Source organism: Buttiauxella massiliensis, assembly GCF_902500225.1.
GTDB classification, from domain to species: domain Bacteria; phylum Pseudomonadota; class Gammaproteobacteria; order Enterobacterales; family Enterobacteriaceae; genus Buttiauxella; species Buttiauxella massiliensis.
Window position 1 is genome coordinate 22283 of the sequence record NZ_LR722659.1, and the last position, 17371, is coordinate 39653.

Consider the following 17371-nt stretch of genomic DNA (forward strand, 5'->3'; position numbering starts at 1 on the left):
CCGTAGCGGGAAACCGACCTGGAATTTGTTCAGCGCATTCTGTCGGAAGTGGGGATTTACTGGCGCACGGAGATGGACAGCACCCGTGAGCTGGAGGTGTATATTTTTGCCGACAGCCAGCTCAATTATCAGTTTGATGTGCGCCTGCCGTACAGCGAGCCGTCCGGTCTGTACGATGGTGCGGCAGAGTCGGTGTGGGATGTGCGCACCCGGAACAAAGTGGTCACCGGCACGGTTGCCACGCGTGATTACAACTACCGCACCGCCAGTACCCCACTCGATACAGCAGTGAGTGTACGGCAGGACGCCAGCATGACAGGCGAACATTACCGCTACGCTGCCCCTTACCGCGAAGCCGGGGATGACACCGAGCCGGAGTCGGAAACCGAAAGCGGGGCGTTTTATGCCCGACTCCACCATGAGCGCGAACTGAACAAATCTGCCCGTGTTAGCCTTGACAGCAACGCCGCCTGCCTGACCCCCGGCCAGGTGCTGGAGCCGCAGGGTGCGGTTATCAGCGCCCTGAAAGAGGGGGTGATTATCACCCTTATCACTTACCGTGCCGCCCGCGATACCCGCCTGCATGTGTCGGTCGAAGGGATGCCCTACAGCGAGCGCTACAGTTTCCGCCCGGTTGAAATCCCGCGCCCGGAAATCCACGGCACCCTGCCAGCGCGCATTGAAAGCCGGGAAAAGAATGATATTTATGCCCACCTGGATGAGCAGGGCCGCTACCGCGTAAAGCTGGACTTTGACCGGGAAGGGACGGAGCAAGGGTACGGCTATCTGTGGCTGCGTATGGCAAAGCCCTATTCGGGTGACACCCTTGGCTGGCATACGCCGCTGATTGACGGGACAGAAGTGGCGATTGCGTACGGTAATGGTGATATCGACCTGCCGTATATCTCGCATGCGATGCATGACTCAGAGCACCCCGACCACGTTAACCGTGACAATCACACCCGCAATGTCCTCAGGACCCCGGCCAACAACAAGCTGCGGATGGAGGACCAGCGCGGCGAAGAGCATATCAAGCTCGCGACGGAGTACGGAAAAACCCAGCTGAACACCGGCCATCTGGTGGATGAGAAGGCGCAGCCCCGTGGCAAAGGCACGGAGCTGCGTACTGACGAACGGGGCACGATACGCGCCGGTAAAGGACTGTTTATCAGCGCGGATGCACAGGCCAAAGCCCGGGGCGAGGTGCTGGATATGGACGCGGCCCTGAAAGAAATCGACCAGCTGAACCAGCAACTGCAACAGCTGGAGATGGCCGCAGAGCAGGCAGAAGCCCTGAAGGCGGACATCGACAGCCAGATACAGATGTTTGCGCAGCGGCTGAAACCGCTCAATGAAGCCATTCTTTTCTCAGCCCCTGAAGGGATAGCCTTCACCAGTGGCGAACACCTGCAACTGACGGCCACAAAAAACGTTGCCATCAATGCCGGGGGCGATATCAGTGCCGGTGTGATGGGCAATATGACCGCCCTTGCCGGGGAGAAGCTGGGGCTGTTTGCCCGCACCGGGCAGCTAAGTCTGAAAGCGGGAGAAGGCCCGATAGACATGCAGGCCCAGAACGCCAGCATGCGGCTGTTTGCAGAGAAGAAACTGACGTTTACTTCAGAAAGTGACATCTCGTTTGCCGGGAAGAAGCGCATCACGCTGATTGGCGGCGGCAGTTATCTGAAGCTGGAGGCGGGGAAGGTGGAGTACGGCACGACAGCGTCGTATATCCGCAAGGTGAAAAGAACGATGTTTGCAGGGGCGGCAAACATACCCATCCAGGCTGTGACCGGGAGCGGAATTTGCCTCAGTTGCCTGATGAAAGCGGCGATGAATGGTGACACTTTTGTCGTAAGGGGAGAGTCATGAGCAGTCTCAGCTTCAGCCATGCGGTGCAGAGCTTGATACACACGACAGAAGTCACTTTATTTGCTCTCGTCGATGGTCTGCAATATGAACGCTTTACGGGGGAGGAACTGGTATTTAAACGGGAAGAAGTTTTGCCTCTGTTCAATACCTGGCCGGATTCACGTATTGCTTTTGCTGGCCCCTGGATTATTGGCATAAACGAAGCGATGGGTATTCGAGAAAAACTGTGCGAACTGGAGGCCACATTACCCTCTGTATCATGGATTTTATCTTCTGCTACGCCAGCAGATCTGGTTGAGCATTTTCAGAAAAACATCAATATCGGACTTCCTGACGGTCGGGCGGCTTTATTGCGTCTTCAGGACCCACGCGTACAGGTTCGCCTTGGGGCAATGCTGGATAGCCTGCAACACCAGAAGTTGACCCATCTTACGCAAGAGTGGGTCACAACTTTTGACGGAAAAGCCTGGTCAATTAAACACAGGGAGTTCATATGTTGAAGCTGTCTGAAGAACAGTGTGCCAGCGCAGGTCAGATGGAAGACGATGATTTTGTCCGTGATACCGTGCAAAAACTGAAGAAGAAATATCCGGTCATAAACGAACCGGATGACACCTTCCTCGCACGACTGAGGAAAGCGCTGGACTATGCAAACACCTTACCACTTAAAGAAAAAAATGTGAGGCGGGATTTTTTGCGACTGGAGACATTCTATCCGGGATTTTACCTTAAGCCGGAAATAGATAAATGGCTGAAAACGCCTAATGGCTATTCAGCGGATCAGCGTTTGGAAGATTTTAAGCACGTGGTGATAAACAGGGAAAGGAGAGGACTCTGATGGTCTGGATTGGTATTGGTACCGGAGCTGCGACAGGAAGCGTCGGGGCCGCAGGTGGTGGTGTTGGTTCATCGACATATCCCGGGACGCAAAGTCACGGAGGCTGGGAAGATGATGATATGTCTTTTCCCGACTCAGGAAATGCTCAGTCCCGGAGTAACGGTGGATTTGACTATCAGGGAAAGCCTTATGATCCAATCCTGAACGAACCGATGGTTGTCAGTGCCGAAACCCATGCGGATTTCTGGGAGGATGACATGGACTACTCAGAAACAGTGAGTTACGAAGGCGTTGACACTAAAGCTGGAGCACAGGCTAAAACGGATGAAAAGACCTGTGAAAACTGCCCACCAGAAGGGAAGGTTTCACCTATGGTCAGGCGGTGTTCGCGCTGGAGTGAGGTGACGATTAATTACCAGACGCGTATCTGTGGCACATTCTATAATCCTGAAACAAAACAAATTCAGGAGTTTAAGTATTGTGGTGTGTCATTTGATGGCTGGAAAGATAAGCTGTGTCAGTTCTGGGAGGCCAAGGCGCGGTATGATCAATTTTTTAGACCAGATGGGTCTCGGAAATCATGGTGGACGGGGGATATAAGTGCTAAAAATCAAGCGTCACGACATCAGGCTGTCGCATCAGTAAATAAACCATTAAAAGTAGTTTGGATATTTATGCAACCAATAAGTTACAGGTATTTCCAGAAAATATTTATGAAGCACCAAGATATTATCACAAGGTGGCAACCATAATGTTAACAATAAGAGTTGAGCAGGAATTTGGCCTTAGCACCCCAATTGATGTATCCCGCGCATTAATAATATTTGATGAGGTGTGCAATAATTTAAATTTGATGCTGGACACCAAAAAAATATGGTATGAGAAAGGATTTTCAAGAAAGCAAGCAAGTCAACATCGGTTGTTCACTGATTCAGATGTTTCTGAGGCAGTGCAGTCAAGATGGGAAAAGAGGTATAAAAAAAACTATCCATTTTTTGGTGAGGGTATTTGGGATGGTGAATCTGATGAAGATAGTGCAGGGATCGATTTAACATCATCTATATCCAGTGCTAATCGACGTACTAATCCTATGTCGCTGACAGTTGAGTTCCCAATCAACATTACTAAAACAAAACTTACATTTGATCGGATGGTGGTCTTTCTAAAGCATCTTTTAGAACTCAACGAATATTGTACATATCTTTCTGTAGAGTCTGGTGGTTATAGTTTTTCCGAAATAATCCCCAAAGAAAATGGATATGACGAAGTATATAAGAAAGTGTTTCCCGACAGGATTTCATGTGGGTGGATGTTGTATATTCCTGCTGTCCTTATTCCTGAGTTAATTCCTGAAGCAGCCAGGATTATTCCTGTCATGAATGGTGAAAAGCAAAATGGAACAATTGTTGTTTCAACCGAAGAAATATTTGATGGAAACAACAAAGAACACATCGGCAAAGCTAATGACATAGAAATAAAGCTTTTGGACCTTGGTTTTTTGCCATTGATTACAGAGCTTTAATTATATCCGTAGCGGGAAACCGACTTGGAGTTTGTTCAGCGCATTCTGTCGGAAGTGGGGATTTACTGGCGTACTGAGATGGACAGCATCCGGGAAATGGATGTCTTTATCCTGGCCGACAGCCAGCTCAACTATCAGTTTGATGTGCGCCTGCCGTACAGCGAGCCGTCCGGTCTGTACGATGGTGCGGCGGAGTCAGTGTGGGATGTGCGCACTAAAAACCAGGTGGTCACCGGCACGGTTGCCAGCATAACAGGTGAACATTACCGCTACGCCGCCCTTTTGTGGCGGAAGTTAAAATAGGGACTGTTGCTGGTGCGGCAGTAGGACCAGGTACAGTTATTACTGGGCTTGTGGGGGGATAGTATTTGGCGCGACCGGATATTATGGTGCAGACTGGATTGCGGACTACATAGATGAAAATTAATTTATTTAATCTTTTTAGAAAAGAAAACAACCTTCAAAAATTTTATCCACGGTCATCATTTGAAAAGCTATTAGAATCAAAAAAATCATACCCTTTTTTTTCATCACTAGAAAACAATAAAATACACGCATATTCAACAAGATTCATGATTAACTTAATTGATGTAAAAAAAATAGAAAATGAGATTGAGGTTTTCTTTCATAAAAAAATAAAAGAAAACAAAGAAAGCTTGTCATTTAACGGCAAGGCACTTCATTTTTTCAAATTTGAGGAATTTAATCAGACAGTAATAGCTATAATTACCAACAATAACAAGTTTATTAAGAATCTTTATGATATGAACCTTGAGCCGCCAGCTCCTCATATTGTTTTTCCAGAACGTGATTTTGAGGCTCTAGGCAGTTTGCAGGGTGATGTAGAGCTATGGTGGAATGTTTACTGGTCTCCATTTTGGTCCTCTCTGACTGAAGAAGAGAAAGGGAAATATTTAGTTCGTAGTGAACTATCGAGTGAGCTGAGTGAGTTTTTGATACTTCACAGTTAATTAAAAGAATGAGTTAAAGAAAACTATGGATAGAAAATCCCCCTCCTTATATGAAATTCTCACTGGCAATTTCACGGGTGACCTTCCCCTTGAACTGGCAAATGAAGAGGACCAGGTTATTTTATCCGTACTGGATAATATCCAACGGATACTGAACTCACGTGCGGGTGCCATCTCTCATTTACCCGATTTCGGTTTACCGGATATGACTAAAATCCTGCAAGGCATGCCTGGAACCGCCCATGAACTGATAGATACACTTTCCGGCGTTTTACTGAAGTATGAGCCTCGTTTGCAGACGCTCAATGTCACACTGCTTGAACAGGAAGTACCTGGAGAGCTGCGTTACGCCATCGATGCCGAACTGAAAGGTATTGGGCTTGTACGGTACGGCACTGAATTCATGCCTGAAGGTAAGGTGATGCTCAGGCATCTGAAACAACAGCAGTATCTGGAAAAACACCAGTTTATTTAACTCCCCCAACCCCTCATTCGATACGGACTTCACAATGTTCCATTCAGCCGAACGCCACCTTAAAACAGGAAGCGATCCCCGCACACTGCCAGATTTCTCCGCATTACGTGATGAACTCTCAAAACTATCCCATCCCGCTCGTCCAGACGTGAAATGGCAGTATGTTGAAAAACTGGCATTAAATCTGTTCGATACCAATGGTGTCGAACTCCAGACGGCGGCATGGTATACCCTGGCAAGAACAAACCTGGCTGGTATACAGGGTTTCAATGAAGGCATGGCGATTCTTGATGCCCTGATACGTTATCAGTGGTCAACGATGTGGCCTGCATCGGCACATGCCCGTATTGAAATACTCAGCAGCCTGAGTAAACGTCTCCAGCAGCAATTCAGGACACTGTCATTTCACAGAGTCGATTTACCAGCCCTGTACCAGAGCGAAAAATTGCTGAGCTCCACAGGTGAAACCTTGCAACGTCTGGAGCTTCACAATGCAGCCGGAACTGACATGCTGCGACAAATATTGAAAAATGCCGTAGTCAGGCTCGAAAATAGCGATGCTTCCTCAGACCAGTTAGAAAGCCATCGTACTGACGTCACGCTGCCAGTACGGGTAGAGGATCTTGCGGCAGAAGTGAACAACAGTCCACGTTGGGTATATGTTGTAGATACTCAGCCAACGGTTAATGTCGAAGTCAGGCAGAAACCAACCCCCCGAATCGCACCCGGTCTGGCATTCCTCAGTGGATTGCTGACGGCGGGGGTATTGAGCCTCGTCGCGTTTAAATTCATACCGACATTGTTTAGCCATCCAGAGGAAGAGGCGGTGATGTCATCTCTCACAGCGTTACCAACCAGTTTGCCACTTCCCGTTGCTGATCAACTACGGCATGATTCACCTTCATGGTTAGCAAACAGTGATAGCTATGCGAAGACATTAAAAACCCGACTGGATGAACTCATCACCATACCTCCATACTGGCCGTTACAATATGGCTCTCAACTGGTCGAGCAAACTCGTCATCTTTACCCCGATACCGAACTGTCAAAAACAGTTTCAAAAGACTGGCAGTCCAAGTTAGTGGCGAATTCTTTGCCTGCTGCCAGTATTAGTGGGTGGTATCAGGGATTGACTGAGCTTCAGAAACTCCAGGACAGACTGAACCAACTGGACGAAAAGAAGGGCAAGTACATGACGGTGAGTGAGCTCAAAACGGCGGTGTTCTCTATATCGAAGTCATTCAATGACAGCATCCCGGCCGAAGAGCTGATACGGCAATTGCAAACATCCCCTGTAAACCAGCCAGTGTCTCGGGACTTACAAAACCGGGCAGATTTACAGCTCAGGCAGTTGAACAATTCCTACATGCTGGTCACACCCGGGAGCGGGGAATAGGTGAAGTCATACCTTTAAGACCTGGTATTGCGATTTCGATTGTGCATTGGGATACTAAAGCTTCAGATTAAGCAAAGGGATAGACGATTTGACTCCACAATATCAAACGCAGATCACCGAGGAACAGGTTCATTTGTCCTGGTGCCTTCTGGTCCATATAGCCATGGAAGAAAAACGGTCAGGCTCCAGTAGTGAGCCAGCAGTACACATAACTAATAAGTAAAGTAACCACCCATGACGATTCATGTGAAAAATGACAAAAAAAGACATCTGACCACTTTGATGGCTAGATGTCTGTTATGTTCATTACCCACTTTTACCTAGCGAATGATGTGAAACCATTTTGTTATCAGCTAGATCGTCAATGTAATCCGCATACCACTGCATCATCTCTTGTCTTCCTTCCAGATACTGCGCATGGTTGTATGTACCCCGAATGCTGTTTTTATCCACATGTGCAAGCTGCATCTCGATCCATGCGGTGTTATAGCCTTGTTCATGCAGGATAGTACTCATCGTGTGGCGGAAACCGTGGCCAGTTGCTCGACCATCATAACCTATACGCTTGATTACCATGTTAATACTGGCTTCGCTCATCGGTTTGTTTACGTCATTCCGCCCTGAGAAAATCAGTTTGTAGTTACCTGTTAGCTGTTCAAGGCGGCGAAGGGCATGTATAGCTTGAGTAGATAGCGGAACCAGATGGGGCCGTCTCATCTTCATTCTGGATTTTGGTATTTCCCAAACGTTGTTATCAAAATCAATTTCATTCAGCCATGCGTAACTCCACTGTTCTCAAGCCTGTTAGCATGAGTAAACGGGTTGCTAGCTGAGTTATTACACTCCCGGTGTACAAACCCAGTTTGCTAAGAAATTCTGGAAGTTCAGTTACGGATAGAAAAGGGTAGTGTTGTTTTTGGTGCCCTTGCAATGCGCTGGCAAGATCTGGCGCTGGGTTGTGCTCTGCTCGGCCCGTCACAATTGCGTACCGAAAAACTTCACCGCATCGTTGCCGCACTTTGCTGGCTAACTCTGGCGCGCCACGTTTTTCAATGCGTTGTAGCGCCGACAGAAGTTCAAGAGGTTTGATCCCATCGATTGGACGAGAACCAATATAAGGAAAGACATTATTTTTAAATGCCCTGATCACGTAACTTGTATAGTTTTCGGACCAGTTAGGCATTTTAGCGGTATACCATTCAGTCGCGATAGCTTCAAAGGTATTATCGATAGAATTCTTCTTAGCAAGTTGTTCTGCTTTTTTAACTTCACCAGGATCATTATTCGCAGCCAAAATTTTTCTGGCTTCTTCCCTTCTAGCACGAGCATTAGCAAGAGAAACATCTGGGTAGGTCCCGAAGGATAATTTTTTCTCTTTACCAGCAAATCGATATTTCATGCGCCAGTATTTAGAGCCGTTAACATTGACCTGAAGATAGAGCCCGCCGCCATCAGCGAGTTTATAGATCTTTTCTTTGGGCTTTGCTGTGTCCATCTGACGTGCATTGAGCGGCATTTGGGGGCATCACTTTTTATTGAACACGGTAAGCCCCCATATAGGCCCCCAGCCAGTGATTGATTCTGGTGGAGTTGAGCTGACATTGGTTGATGTCAATATGCCGAAATGGTGGGTTATTATTGATTGTACGGGGTTTATGTTGAGTTCGGAAGACGTCAGAAGAAGTGTATATGGTGTCCCCTGCAGGAATCGAACCTGCAACTAGCCCTTAGGAGGGGCTTGTTATATCCATTTAACTAAGAGGACCTAATGCCCGTCATACTTCAAATTGTGGGGGTGTTGGCTGCATTCACAAATTCCAGTCACTTACTCAAGTAAGCTCCTGGAGATTTGTTCTTTTGCCGCCTACCCACAATTCGAACTATTTAGGGCATTGCGCGGCGTAGTATACCCGCTTTTAGGTCTGAGTTAAGGGGCAGGTCTGCTGATTGCCTGAAACGTAACCAGTTTTATGTGCGTCGCGACTGTTTTTCGTCTTGAGGCTCTTCCTTGCCGTCCTCCACTTCCTGTTTACGCTTCGCTTTTGCTTTCGCTTCGGCTTTTTTCTTGTTGCTCATATCGTTACGGATTTGCGCATGGCTGATCAGTGCGAAGATAAACGTGCCGCCGCAGATGTTGCCTGCGAGCGTTGGCAAGGCGAACGGCCAGAAGAATTCACTCCAGTGGATGGTACCGTTAAATACCAGGTAGAGAATTTCCACGGAGCCGACCACGATGTGGGTTAAATCCCCAAGCGCGACCAGCCAGGTCATGATGATGATGACAAATATTTTAGCCGAACCCGCAGAAGGGAACATCCACACCATGGTGGCGATTATCCAGCCGGAAATGATGGCGTTGGCAAACATTTCCCCCGGCGTGTTGTGCATCACGTCCATGCCGATAGAAACAAAAGCGTCGCGGGTTTGCTCGTCAAATATCGGCATATATTCAAACGCATATGCCGCAAGGCCGGTGCCGATAATATTGCCGAGTAAAACCATGCCCCATAAGCGCATCAACAGCAGAAAGTTGCTGCCGCTCGGTTTTTGCATCACGGGCAGGACGGCGGTGACGGTGTTTTCAGTAAACAGTTGTTGGCGCGCCATGATCACGATGATAAAGCCAAAGGTGTAACCGAGGTTTTCGAGTAAGAAACTGCCGGGCACGCCTTCGAGATTGACGTGAAATATCCCCTTTGCCAGCAGCGATGCGCCCATCGATAATCCGGCGGCAACGGCTGACCAAAACAACGCCATTGCGTCGCGTTCCAGTTCTTTTTCACCGTCCTGGCGAATGTGCTCGTGAATCGCCATCGCCCGCGATGGCAGTTGTTCCTCGTCTACTTCAATTTTTTCCCCGTGTTCTTTTTCGTCACTTTCGACCTCAATTTCATTGGTGGATTTGTTGATTTTCTCTTCTTTAATTTCACCCATTTTTAAGGTCACTCACTCATTATTGACTCCTCTAAGCGTAGCGGCTTTTAGCTCACTTCCACGAGATACAGACTAATTCGACTTAATTTTGATCTTGTGTCCGATGATTACCTCTTTTGGAGTACCGCAGCGGCGTGAGCCCAACTGGAGCAAAGCCTATGATGTGTTATGATTTTGCATCCCGAGACAAGGAGTGGCTCCTCAAAATGCTTGATGCGATTAACCTGACCTGCGTACGTGACGACCGCACGTTATTTAGCGAGCTGTCGTTTAGCGTTTTGCCGGGTGAAATGGTGCAAATTGCCGGCAAAAATGGCGCAGGGAAAACGTCGCTGCTACGGATTTTGGCAGGGCTTGCGCAAGCAGAAGAAGGCGAAGTTAAATGGCAGGGCGAAGCGTTATCCCGCATTCGTTATCAATATCATCAGGATCTGCTGTGGCTTGGTCATCAGCCTGGAGTTAAAACGGTTCTTACTGCATTCGAAAATCTGAGCTTCTATCACGCGCAAAGTGCGGAATCACTACGTTGGCAAGCGCTTACTGAAGTGGGGTTGCTGGGCTTTGAAGATGTGCCAGTCAATCAACTTTCCGCCGGGCAGCAACGTCGTGTGGCGCTCGCGCGTTTGTGGCTAAGCTCGCAAAAAATCTGGATTTTGGATGAGCCATTTACCGCCATCGATGTGACGGGTGTAGCAAAACTCACACGAAAGCTTGAACAACATGCCGAAAATGGCGGAATGGTGATCCTCACAACCCATCAGCCGCTGGCAACCAATAATGTTCGTCAAATTCATTTGCAGGAGAAACTGGCATGATGCGCCGAATTTTTCTGCATGAACTGCGCGTGGTGTTCCGCAAAGGGGCGGAAATCGCCAACCCTTTATGGTTTTTCCTTATTGTTATCACGCTGTTTCCACTGGGAATTGGCCCTGAGCCGCAACTTCTGGCACGTATTGCGCCGGGTGTGATTTGGGTGGCTGCATTATTGGCATCACTGTTGGCGATGGACAGATTGTTTCGCGATGATTTTCAGGATGGCTTTCTTGAACAACTGATGTTGCTGCCAATCCCTTTGCCGATGGTGGTGTTAGCGAAAGTGACCGCTCACTGGGTGGTCACTGGCTTGCCGCTACTAATCCTTTCCCCGCTCGCTGCTTTGCTGCTAGGGATGGATTTTTACGGTTGGCAGGTGATGGCACTCACGCTGCTAATCGGGACTCCGACATTGAGTTTTTTGGGAGCACCGGGCGTGGGGTTAACGGTGGGTTTACGGCGTAGCGGCGTGCTGCTGAGTTTGCTGGTTTTGCCGTTGACTATCCCGCTGCTAATTTTTGCCACCGCTGCGATGGACGCCGCATCAATGCATCTTCCGGTGGATGGTTATATGGCGATTCTTGGCGCGTTGCTTGCGGGCAGCGCAACACTAAGCCCGTTCGCTACGGCAGCGGCGCTGCGAGTGAGCATTCAATAATTAAAAAATGTCGGATGGCGCGTTGCTTATCCGACCTACAAATTCAAACCCGATTTGGTTGATATTTTGTGAGCAACGATTATGTGGAAATGGTTACATCAGCTCGCTAAACCCGAGCGACTTTACTTGCTATGCGGGCGTTTGGTTCCGTGGTTTGCCATCATCAGCGCGATACTTCTGGTGGTCGGTTGTGTCTGGGGCTTTGGTTTCGCTCCTGCGGATTATCAACAAGGCCAGAGCTATCGCATTATGTATCTTCACGTGCCTGCGGCAATTTGGTCGATGGGTATCTATGGCTCGATGGCAGTGGCTGCGTTTATCGGCCTGGTGTGGCAGATGAAAATGTCAGACCTTGCCGTTGCGGCAATGGCTCCTGTGGGGGCGGTGTTTACATTTATTGCGCTGGTGACCGGATCCGCATGGGGCAAACCGATGTGGGGAACTTGGTGGGTGTGGGATGCACGTCTGACTTCCGAGTTGGTGCTGCTGTTTCTCTATATAGGCGTGATTGCGCTGTATAACGCCTTTGACGACCGGCGCCTTGCCGGGCGTGCTGCGGGTATTCTGGTGCTGGTGGGCGTGGTGAACTTACCGATTATCCACTTCTCGGTGGAGTGGTGGAACACGCTGCACCAGGGTTCGACTAATATGCAGCAAAGTATTGACCCATCAATGCGCACTCCGTTACGCCTGACTATCTTCGGTTTTCTGATGCTGTTTGCCACGCTGACGTTAATGCGCCTGCGCAACCTCATCTTGCTTCAGGAGCAGCGTCGCCCGTGGGTAATGGAACTGGCGAATAAAGGGAGAAGCGCATGAGCAGCGCATTTTTAAACTGGACAGATTTTTTTGCCATGGGTGGCTATGCGTTTTACGTCTGGCTTGCTGTCGCGCTAACCTTCATCCCATTGCTGGTGTTGGTGGTGCATACCCGTTTGCAGCATCGCACTATTTTAAATTCAGTCACGCGCCAACAGGCACGAGAAAAACGGATTCAGGCAGCACGTCAGGCAGAGGGAACTGAATGAACACGCGTCGCAAAAATCGATTATATCTGGCGCTTTCTGTGTTGGTGGGGTTGGGGCTTACTATCACGCTTGTGCTGTATGCGTTACGTAGCAATATCGATCTCTTCTATACCCCGAGTGAAATTCTGTATGGCAAAGGTGAAAGCCACCAGTTGCCAGAAGTGGGGCAGCGTTTGCGCGTTGGCGGCATGGTTCAGCCTGGCAGTGTGAAGCGTGATAACCAGACGCTGAAAGTCACATTCAAACTCTACGATGCCAGCGGGGTGGTGGATGTCAGCTATGTTGGCATTTTGCCGGACCTGTTCCGCGAAGGGCAAGGCGTAGTCGCACAAGGTGTGTTTGAAGCCGGTAACAGGGTTGAAGCGAAAGAAGTGCTGGCGAAGCATGACGAAAATTACACCCCGCCGGAAGTAAAAGAAGCGATGGAAAAAAATCACCAACGCGCTCCACAGGCCTACAAGGATAACGCCTCATGATGCCTGAAATTGGCAGTTTTTTGCTTTGCCTGGCACTCGGCTGGTCATTGTTACTCAGTGTTTACCCGCTGTGGGGCGTGAAGCGTAATGACTCACGGTTGATGGCTTCTGCCCGCCCGTTAGCATGGGCGCTGTTTATCACACTGTGTGCTTGCTTCCTGGTGTTGGTGAACGCGTTTGTGGTGAACGATTTTACCGTGCTGTACGTCGCGAATAACTCCAACAGCGAGTTACCAGTGTGGTATCGCGTCGCTGCCACCTGGGGCGCGCATGAAGGCTCATTGCTGCTTTGGGTATTGTTGCTAAGTGCCTGGACATTTGCCGTGGCGCTGTTTAGCCGCAGCATGCCGAAAGATGCCGTCGCACGCGTGCTGGCGGTGATGGGGATGATTAATTTCGGCTTCCTGCTGTTTATTATTTTCACCTCTAATCCATTCACCCGCACGCTGCCTGACTTCCCTATTGAAGGGCGTGACCTTAACCCGCTGTTGCAGGATATCGGGCTGATCTTCCATCCTCCGTTGTTGTACATGGGGTATGTCGGTTTCTCCGTGGCGTTTGCGTTTTCTATTGCCGCACTGATGGCCGGGAAACTCGATTCTGCTTGGGCGCGTTGGACGCGTCCGTGGACGTTAGCCGCCTGGTCATTTTTAACCATCGGCATTGTTTTAGGTTCGGCCTGGGCTTATTACGAGCTGGGCTGGGGCGGCTGGTGGTTCTGGGACCCGGTAGAAAACGCCTCGTTTATGCCGTGGCTTGCAGGCACGGCGTTAATCCACTCGCTTTCGGTAACCGAAAAGCGTGGCAGTTTTAAAGCCTGGACGGTGCTGCTCGCGATTACCGCATTCTCGCTGTGCTTGCTGGGCACGTTCCTGGTGCGCTCAGGCGTGCTGGTTTCGGTGCACTCATTTGCCTCTGACCCGGCGCGCGGCATGTTTATCCTCGCTTTCCTGGTGATTGTGATTGGCGGTTCGCTGCTGCTGTATGCGGTTCAGGGCGGTAAAGTCCGCTCACGTGTCGGCAACAGTTTGTGGTCGCGGGAATCCTTTTTGCTCGGCAATAACGTGCTTTTAATCGCTGCGATGCTGGTGGTGTTGTTAGGAACGCTGCTGCCACTAGTGCACAAGCAACTCGGGCTGGGCAGTATTTCTATTGGCGAGCCGTTCTTCAACACGATGTTTACCGCCTTGATGGCCCCGTTTGCACTGTTGCTCGGCATTGGCCCGTTGGTGCGCTGGCGTCGCGATGAACCACAAAAGCTGGTTAAACGCCTGGTGGTTGCCGTGGTGGTGACCGTCGCGCTGGCTTTGATTTTGCCATGGCTGATGCAAGACCGCGTTGAAGCCATGACGGTGGTTGGTTTACTGATGGCGGTGTGGGTGTTTGTGCTGGCCTTAACCGAAGTCTATGAGCGCGCCACGCATCGCCATGGTTTGCTGAAAGGGTTATGGAAATTGCCGCGCAGCCATTGGGGTATGGTGTTCGGGCATCTGGGGCTGGCGGTAACTGTCGTCGGTATCGCCTTTAGTCAGAATTACAGTATTGAGCGTGATGTGCGCATGAAAGCAGGCGACAGCATCGACATTCACCAGTACCACTTTGTGTTCCGCGATGTGCATGAACTGACGGGGCCGAACTACCGTGGCGGCGTTGGTATTATCGACGTGACGCGTAATGGCAAACCTGAAGCCACGCTGCATGCTGAAAAACGTTTCTACAACAGCAACCGCGCCATGATGACCGAAGCGGCAATTGATGGCGGTGTGACGCGCGATCTCTACGCTGCTCTCGGTGAAGAGTTAGATGACGGTAGTTGGGCGGTTCGCCTCTATTACAAACCTTTTGTGCGTTGGATTTGGATGGGTGGAATATTGATGACGCTCGGCGGCCTGTTCTGTTTATTTGACCCACGTTACCGCCAGCGTAAAAACATGCCGGAGGCTGCATGAAGCGCAAAGTTTTATTTATCCCACTCGTTTTGTTTTTGTTGTTGGCCGCGATGTTACTGTGGCAATTGGCACGTAATGCGCAGGGCGATGACCCGACCAATCTCGAATCTGCATTAGTTGGGAAAGCGGTACCGGTGTTCCGTCTTGAGTCTTTAGAAAACCCAGGCAAGATTTATGACCAGTCAGTTCTGACTGATGGAAAACCGTTATTACTCAACGTGTGGGCAACCTGGTGCCCGACCTGTCGTGCTGAGCATCAGTATCTCAATGGGCTCAAAGCACAAGGCGTACGGGTGGTCGGCATGAACTATAAAGATGAGCGCCGCAAAGCGATTACCTGGCTGAATGAATTAGGTAACCCTTACGCGCTGAGCCTGTTTGATGGCAACGGCATGCTGGGGTTAGATCTGGGCGTTTACGGTGCACCCGAAACCTTCCTGATCGATGGGAAAGGGATCATTCGTTATCGCCACGCAGGGGATCTTAACGATCGTGTCTGGCAGCAAGAATTAAAACCGCTGTGGGATAAATACAACAAGGAGGCAGGTGCATGAAACGCGTATGGCTATTTCTCATCGCATTCTTGTTCTCGTTCAATGTGCTCGCGGCAATAGACACTTTCCAGTTCAAAGACGAAGCGCAAGAACAGCAGTTCCGCCAGCTCACTGAGCAATTGCGCTGCCCGAAATGCCAGAACAACAGCATCGCTGATTCCAATGCGATGATTGCCTCTGACATGCGTCTGAAAGTTTATGAACTGATGCAGCAGGGCAAAACGAAGCAGCAGATTATTGATTACATGGTTGAGCGCTACGGCAATTTCGTGACATACGAACCGCCGTTGACGCCTGCCACTATCATTTTATGGGTGCTGCCAGGTCTGTTTATTCTCGGCGGCGCAGGCGTGATTGTCATGCGTAGCCGTAAACGGCGGGTCCATTTTAGTGATGAGCCTGAAAGTGAAACCCAACCAGCGATTACACGAAAAGCCCATTTCTGGTTTTTCGCACCCGGTGCTGTGGTGTTAATTGTAGTGAGTGTTGGCGTTTATCTGAAAACGTCTGACTGGAAGCAGGTGCGAGCCTGGCAGAATGTCACAAATCAGACGCCGCAATTGTTACAGCGCGCATTAGACCCAGAAGCCGAGCCGCTGAACATGGCTGAAATGTCTGATCTTGGTCTTGGGTTACGCACCCGCTTGCAGCACGAACCTGACAATATTGAGGGGTGGATGATGCTCGGGCGAATTGGTATGGTTCTGAATAACGCAAGTACCGCTACACAAGCTTTTGCACATGCGTATAAACTGTCGCCCACTAACAGTAATGTAAAGCTGGGCTATGCTGAAGTATTGACCCGTAGTGGCTCGCCGCAAGATAACCAACTGGGTGGGAATCTGCTGCGAGAGCTCCTTAAAACGGACCATACAAATGTTCGCGTGCTCAGCCTGCTGGCATTTAGCGCTTTCGAACAACAAAATTACCGCGAGGCAATTGGTGCGTGGCAAGTCATGCTTAAAGTATTACCGGCAAATGACCAGCGCCGGTCTGTGGTGCAAAGAAGCATCGAGCAGGCGCAGGTTGCACAAGCTGGTATGGACAGCACCAAACCTGAGAGCGCAGACAAATAATAACAGGGAGACACATATGAATTTCCGCCTGACCGGACTGGCGCTGGCCACGACACTTTTAGTCGGGTGCGCCAGCTCTGCCGATCAAGAGCCGCAGGGGCGCTCGGACCCATTTGAAGGGTTCAACCGTACAATGTACAACTTCAACTTTAATGTGTTGGACCCGTATGTTGTGCGCCCGGTGGCTGTGGTGTGGCGTGATTATGTGCCGCAGCCGGCTCGAAATGGAATAAGTAACTTCACCAGCAACCTGGAAGAACCCGCCATAATGGTGAACTACATCGTTCAGGGTAATCCGTATCAGGGGATGGTGCACTTTACGCGCTTCTTCTTGAACTCATTGCTGGGTATGGGTGGTTTCATTGACGTTGCTGGCATGGCGAACCCGAAACTGCAGCGTGAAGAGCCGCACCGCTTTGGTTCTACGCTGGGTCATTATGGCGTGGGTTATGGCCCTTACGTGCAGTTGCCGTTCTATGGCAGTTTCACGCTACGTGAGGACGGCGGCGATTATGTCGATACACTCTATCCGCTGCTGTCCTGGCTGACCTGGCCGATGTCTATCGGTAAATGGACGATTGAAGGCATCGAAACACGTGCTCAGTTGCTGGATTCTGATGGTTTGCTCAAGCAGTCATCCGATCCGTACATTTTGGTTCGTGAAGCTTACTTCCAGAGCCACGACTTTATTGCTAACGGTGGGAAGCTTTCACCATCAGCAAATCCGAATGCTGCAGCAATTGAAGATGACTTGAAAGATATCGACTCTCAGTAAGCATTGAGTGGGTAATAAACATAAAAAAGGCGAA

17 protein-coding genes, 1 tRNA gene and 3 pseudogenes are annotated in these 17371 nt (G+C 49.7%); 18 read left to right on the forward strand and 3 right to left on the reverse strand.

Annotated elements, in window-relative coordinates; genetic code table 11:
- Positions 1 to 6 precede the first annotated feature (6 nt).
- From GC128_RS16745 to GC128_RS16790, 9 genes and pseudogenes are all read left to right on the forward strand, one after another.
- Positions 7 to 1872, forward strand: a pseudogene (locus GC128_RS16745) (type VI secretion system Vgr family protein); the annotation flags it as partial.
- Entirely contained in the window at positions 1869 to 2372 is a 504-nt protein-coding gene (locus GC128_RS16750) for a DUF4123 domain-containing protein (protein WP_151995268.1), read from the forward strand. The pseudogene GC128_RS16745 and the gene GC128_RS16750, both read left to right, overlap by 4 nt.
- Positions 2366 to 2710: a hypothetical protein gene (locus GC128_RS16755; RefSeq protein ID WP_151995269.1), complete on the forward strand. Its 345-nt coding sequence runs from the start codon at positions 2366 to 2368 to the stop codon at positions 2708 to 2710. Before GC128_RS16750 ends, GC128_RS16755 begins: the two co-directional genes overlap by 7 nt.
- Positions 2710 to 3462 (forward strand): Tox-REase-5 domain-containing protein, encoded by a 753-nt coding sequence (locus GC128_RS16760; RefSeq protein WP_151995270.1) that lies wholly within the window; start codon positions 2710 to 2712, stop codon positions 3460 to 3462. The genes GC128_RS16755 and GC128_RS16760 overlap by 1 nt, the downstream gene beginning before the upstream one ends.
- The gene (locus tag GC128_RS16765) at positions 3462 to 4232 is read left to right on the forward strand and encodes an Imm52 family immunity protein (RefSeq protein WP_226812162.1); all 771 of its coding nucleotides are present in this window, start codon (positions 3462 to 3464) and stop codon (positions 4230 to 4232) included. The genes GC128_RS16760 and GC128_RS16765 overlap by 1 nt, the downstream gene beginning before the upstream one ends.
- A gap of 12 nt (positions 4233 to 4244) precedes the next feature.
- Positions 4245 to 4511: pseudogene (locus GC128_RS16770) on the forward strand (contractile injection system protein, VgrG/Pvc8 family); the annotation flags it as partial.
- 137 nt (positions 4512 to 4648) lie between these two features.
- Positions 4649 to 5203: a hypothetical protein gene (locus GC128_RS16780; protein WP_151995271.1), complete on the forward strand. Its 555-nt coding sequence runs from the start codon at positions 4649 to 4651 to the stop codon at positions 5201 to 5203.
- 25 nt (positions 5204 to 5228) lie between these two features.
- Positions 5229 to 5678 (forward strand): type VI secretion system baseplate subunit TssE, encoded by a 450-nt coding sequence (tssE, locus tag GC128_RS16785; RefSeq protein WP_115631965.1) that lies wholly within the window; start codon positions 5229 to 5231, stop codon positions 5676 to 5678.
- A 34-nt stretch (positions 5679 to 5712) separates the two neighbouring features.
- Entirely contained in the window at positions 5713 to 7074 is a 1362-nt protein-coding gene (locus GC128_RS16790; protein WP_151995272.1) for a VasL domain-containing protein, read from the forward strand.
- A 306-nt stretch (positions 7075 to 7380) separates the two neighbouring features.
- Here the strand turns inward: GC128_RS16790 and GC128_RS16795 are convergent.
- The 3 genes and pseudogenes from GC128_RS16795 to GC128_RS16805 form a co-directional block, all read right to left on the reverse strand.
- A pseudogene (locus tag GC128_RS16795) lies at positions 7381 to 8590 on the reverse strand (tyrosine-type recombinase/integrase).
- Positions 8591 to 8764: 174 nt separating this feature from the next.
- A tRNA-Arg gene (locus GC128_RS16800) sits at positions 8765 to 8839 on the reverse strand.
- Between the two features lie 203 nt (positions 8840 to 9042).
- Positions 9043 to 10008, reverse strand: a complete 966-nt coding sequence (locus tag GC128_RS16805) for a formate/nitrite transporter family protein (RefSeq protein WP_407643524.1) — start codon at positions 10006 to 10008, stop codon at positions 9043 to 9045.
- 206 nt (positions 10009 to 10214) lie between these two features.
- Here GC128_RS16805 and ccmA point away from each other — a divergent pair, with 206 nt between their 5' ends.
- The 9 genes from ccmA (at position 10215) to mlaA (ending at position 17337) form a co-directional block, all read left to right on the forward strand.
- Positions 10215 to 10823 carry a cytochrome c biogenesis heme-transporting ATPase CcmA gene (ccmA, locus tag GC128_RS16810; RefSeq protein WP_151995337.1) on the forward strand — a complete coding sequence of 203 codons (609 nt, stop codon included), beginning with the start codon at positions 10215 to 10217 and terminating at the stop codon, positions 10821 to 10823.
- Positions 10820 to 11479, forward strand: a complete 660-nt coding sequence (ccmB, locus tag GC128_RS16815) for a heme exporter protein CcmB (RefSeq protein WP_151995273.1) — start codon at positions 10820 to 10822, stop codon at positions 11477 to 11479. Before ccmA ends, ccmB begins: the two co-directional genes overlap by 4 nt.
- Positions 11480 to 11560: 81 nt before the next feature.
- Entirely contained in the window at positions 11561 to 12298 is a 738-nt protein-coding gene (locus GC128_RS16820) for a heme ABC transporter permease (protein ID WP_151995274.1), read from the forward strand.
- Positions 12295 to 12507, forward strand: coding sequence for a heme exporter protein CcmD (gene ccmD / locus GC128_RS16825; protein WP_151995275.1), 213 nt, complete (start codon positions 12295 to 12297; stop codon positions 12505 to 12507). The genes GC128_RS16820 and ccmD overlap by 4 nt, the downstream gene beginning before the upstream one ends.
- Complete coding sequence (ccmE, locus tag GC128_RS16830; protein ID WP_064512792.1) at positions 12504 to 12983, forward strand: cytochrome c maturation protein CcmE; 480 nt, start codon at positions 12504 to 12506, stop codon at positions 12981 to 12983. The genes ccmD and ccmE overlap by 4 nt, the downstream gene beginning before the upstream one ends.
- Positions 12980 to 14932: a heme lyase CcmF/NrfE family subunit gene (locus GC128_RS16835; protein ID WP_151995276.1), complete on the forward strand. Its 1953-nt coding sequence runs from the start codon at positions 12980 to 12982 to the stop codon at positions 14930 to 14932. The genes ccmE and GC128_RS16835 overlap by 4 nt, the downstream gene beginning before the upstream one ends.
- Positions 14929 to 15486: a thiol:disulfide interchange protein DsbE gene (dsbE, locus tag GC128_RS16840; RefSeq protein ID WP_151995277.1), complete on the forward strand. Its 558-nt coding sequence runs from the start codon at positions 14929 to 14931 to the stop codon at positions 15484 to 15486. The genes GC128_RS16835 and dsbE overlap by 4 nt, the downstream gene beginning before the upstream one ends.
- Complete coding sequence (locus GC128_RS16845) at positions 15483 to 16562, forward strand: cytochrome c-type biogenesis protein CcmH (RefSeq protein WP_151995278.1); 1080 nt, start codon at positions 15483 to 15485, stop codon at positions 16560 to 16562. The genes dsbE and GC128_RS16845 overlap by 4 nt, the downstream gene beginning before the upstream one ends.
- 16 nt (positions 16563 to 16578) lie before the next feature.
- On the forward strand, positions 16579 to 17337 hold the full coding sequence (gene mlaA, locus GC128_RS16850) for a phospholipid-binding lipoprotein MlaA (RefSeq protein WP_151995279.1): 759 nt from the start codon (positions 16579 to 16581) through the stop codon (positions 17335 to 17337).
- Positions 17338 to 17371 lie beyond the last annotated feature (34 nt).